The sequence below is a fragment of the Microcystis sp. LE19-10.1B genome (genome assembly GCF_027530565.1).
Taxonomy (GTDB): Bacteria; Cyanobacteriota; Cyanobacteriia; order Cyanobacteriales; family Microcystaceae; genus Microcystis; species Microcystis aeruginosa.
Window position 1 is genome coordinate 1 of sequence record NZ_JAPZQM010000099.1, and the last position, 3,257, is coordinate 3,257.

Annotated in this window: 3 protein-coding genes; 2 read left to right on the plus strand and 1 reads right to left on the minus strand. The window is 37.9% G+C overall.

Translation table 11 applies throughout. The features are described 5' to 3' along the window. Positions 1–237: IS1634 family transposase N-terminal domain-related protein (locus tag O9332_RS03350; protein WP_502846634.1), on the minus strand; the 237-nt coding region annotated here is incomplete at its 3' end. A 419-nt stretch (positions 238–656) separates the two neighbouring features. Between O9332_RS03350 and O9332_RS03355 the strand changes: the two genes are divergently transcribed. After that, complete coding sequence (locus O9332_RS03355) at positions 657–1,973, plus strand: P-loop NTPase fold protein (protein ID WP_149979413.1); 1,317 nt, start codon at positions 657–659, stop codon at positions 1,971–1,973. Positions 1,974–2,068: 95 nt separating this feature from the next. Beyond that, positions 2,069–3,257: tetratricopeptide repeat protein (locus tag O9332_RS03360; RefSeq protein WP_288023627.1), on the plus strand; the 1,189-nt coding region annotated here is incomplete at its 3' end.

Here is a 3,257-nt window from a genome sequence, read left to right on the forward strand (position 1 = left end):
AATAGCCATTACATGACCATGAGGAAGACTTCTAATCACTTCAAAATGATTGGGAATGCCTTCAGTCATTGACAGTGTTGCTCCTTTAAGAGCCAGTTTCAGATTGTCGATAATATCATCGGGTAATTTTGAGAGATTGGCAAGGGTTCTTTTTTTGACTTGTTCTCCTTCTCGGTAGGACTCTCGAAGAAGAACAGCGGGGGGGGAATTACGGTTAGGAACTTTTTCTATATACATGACCACTATTTTAGCAAATGGAGAGAATTCTTGTCCATTAAGAAATGTTACAAATTACATGGGTACATTAAGAAAAGTTAAGGGGGTGCATCCATTGATGGATAAGGGTTTTCGGCTATTATAGTATATATGTATGGGGGAAGTTCAGTTTTTAGTCCTCAAATAATTCGCTTGTTCTGTCGGTTATTTTCCCTGCTTAATAAATTAATAAATTCTCTTTTAGAGAAGGTTTTTCCACGCAATTCCTATTTCTCTTCTGCCTAGAGTTCCAGAAGAGCGCTAGGGAAGTGGGGGAAAATCCATAACTGGGTTTTTGAAGTTCGATCGAGAGTTAGTCGTAATATTAAAAACGGATTTGGTATAACATCTTGTCAATAAGTATTGTTATAATAATGACATCAATCAAGCTATAGTCGCCTATGTCTGAACAATTAATCGCTAATCTTGCTAATGCCTTTAAACCAGTTCCTTTACCTGCCGATAGTCCCTTTTATGTGGATCTAAAAGCAGTGAGAGCGGATGCTGATGTTTGTCAAGATTTAGGCAGAAAAATTATTCGTTCGCTGCCAACAGACTACACCCATCAACTCTACACAGGACATCGAGGAGGGGGGAAATCCACGGAATTATTGCGGCTGAAAAAATATCTAGAGCAAAAAAATTGTTTTGTTGTTTATTTTGCGGCAGATGAAGACGATATCGATCCAGAAGATGCTCAATATACAGATATTCTCATTGCCTGTACGCGCCATTTATTAGAACAACTAAAACAGGCTAATTCAACCCCCTTAAAAAACTGGATAAAATCCCGTTGGCAGGATTTAATTGATTTAGCTTTAACAGAGATTAAAGTGGAAGATGTCAAATTAGAAACGGGAGACTTGATTAAATATTTTGGTAAATTGTCTGCGGCGATTCGGGCAATTCCCAGTCAAAGACAAGAAATAAGAAATAAAATCAATCCTCATACTGTTACGCTGTTAACAGCACTAAATGAGTTTATTGATAATAGCAAAACTGTCTTAGATGATTCAACAAAATTAGTGGTAATTGTTGATAACTTAGATCGCATCGTACCGATAAATCGGCGAGATCATAAAACTAATCATGATGAGATTTTTTTAGATCGAGCTAATCAATTAAAGGGGTTAAATTGTCATTTGATTTATACTATACCTATTTCAATGGCCTATTCTAATCGGGCCAATGATCTAAGGGATATTTATGATAATGACCCGATGGTTTTACCGATGATTATGATCCGCAATCTTGATCGTACTATTAATCCCGATGGTATGGCAAAAATTAAGGCTATTATTGAGAAAAGAACGCAGCAATTTTTACCGACGAAAAAGCTAGAAACAGATATTTTTGAAAGTCAAGAAGTTCTGGAGCGATTATGTTTAATGACTGGAGGTCATGTACGAAACCTAATTTTATTAATGCAAACCGCTTTAGATCATGTGGATGCTTTACCTATTACCGCAAAAGCTGCTCAAAGAGCAATAACTCAAGCTAGAGATGTCTATCAGAGAACAGTAGAACACGAGCAGTGGAAAATTCTGGCTAAGGTATATCGTACCAACGAAATTCAAAATGATGAAGCTCATCGTAAATTATTATTCAATCGTTGTATTTTACAATATGCTTATTTTGATGCAGATGCAGAGTTGAAAAGTTGGTATGATGTGCATCCTTTAATTACCAAAATTAAGGAGTTTAATGATGAATTATGAATGATGAATTATAAATGATGAATGGGGAGCGGGAAACAGGGAACAGGTGAGAAAATTATTGTACCTCATAAATCTGAATACAGCTATATATAATAATGACAAACCCAAAAGTAAAACCCTTAACTAACTTTCAGGAATCGGATTTTGAAGGATTGCGAGAAGAGCAACCCCTAACAGCAGCAGAATCCTATCAAGCATTACTGCGATCGCTGAGACGAAAAAATGGCTTTAATTTACTCTTTGTTCGCTGTTCTCCCGTGCAAGCTGATGAGATTATTCGGAGAGTCAGTCAAGATTTACCTAATAAAAATATTCAAGTCCTGCAACTTGATTCAGAAACCGATAATTTGTATGAGAAAATTGTCGATCTACCAAATTATACCAATCTAAACATTCTTTTTGTGCGCGGTTTAGAAAATGCACTACTGCGCTACGAAGAAGCGGAAAGTGAAGGCTATTTCTTATCGAGTCAAAGTCCAGTTTATGGGGGAACCTGGGCCGGAGTTCCTAAGATTTTAGGCTATTTAAACTTATCCCGTGAGCGATTTGAGCGGCAATTTCCCTTTACTTTAGTATTCTTATTGCCGGAATTTGCCTTGCGGTATTTTATTCGTCGTGCGTCGGATTTTTTTGATTGGTATTCGGGAGTTTATGAATTTCCGACGGATAAGGACATATTGGAAAGAGAAATTAGAAGACTGGTTTATTTAGACGGCGATCTCGATACCTATAAGCAATTTACTCCCCAACAACGACAGGAAAAGTTAGCCGAAATTAAAGCCTATTTAAGCGATTCCCCATCTCTCGATCCTGTTCAAGCATCTGAATTGTGGCATAAAAAAGGCCTAATTCATGCAATGGGAAAAGAATACGAACAAGCGATCGCATCCTGGGATCGAGCTTTAGAAATTAAACCCGATGACCATCAAGCTTGGTACAACCGAGGGAATGCGTTAGGTAATTTAGGCAGATTTGAACAAGCGATCGCATCCTATGATCGAGCTTTAGAAATTAAACCCGATTTCCATGATGCTTGGAACAACCGAGGGAATGCGTTAGGTAATTTAGGCAGATTTGAACAAGCGATCGCATCCTGGGATCGAGCTTTAGAAATTAAACCCGATTACCATGAAGCTTGGAACAACCGAGGGATTGCGTTAGGTAATTTAGGCAGATTTGAAGAAGCGATCGCATCCTGGGATCGAGCTTTAGAAATTAAACCCGATTACCATGAAGCTTGGAACAACCGAGGGATTGCGTTAGGTAATTTAGGCAGATTTGAAG

Excerpts from the sequence above, each read along its gene's own strand:
- O9332_RS03355 (WP_149979413.1), top strand. The coding sequence starts at position 657 with ATGTCTGAACAATTAATCGCTAATCTTGCTAATGCCTTTAAACCAGTT.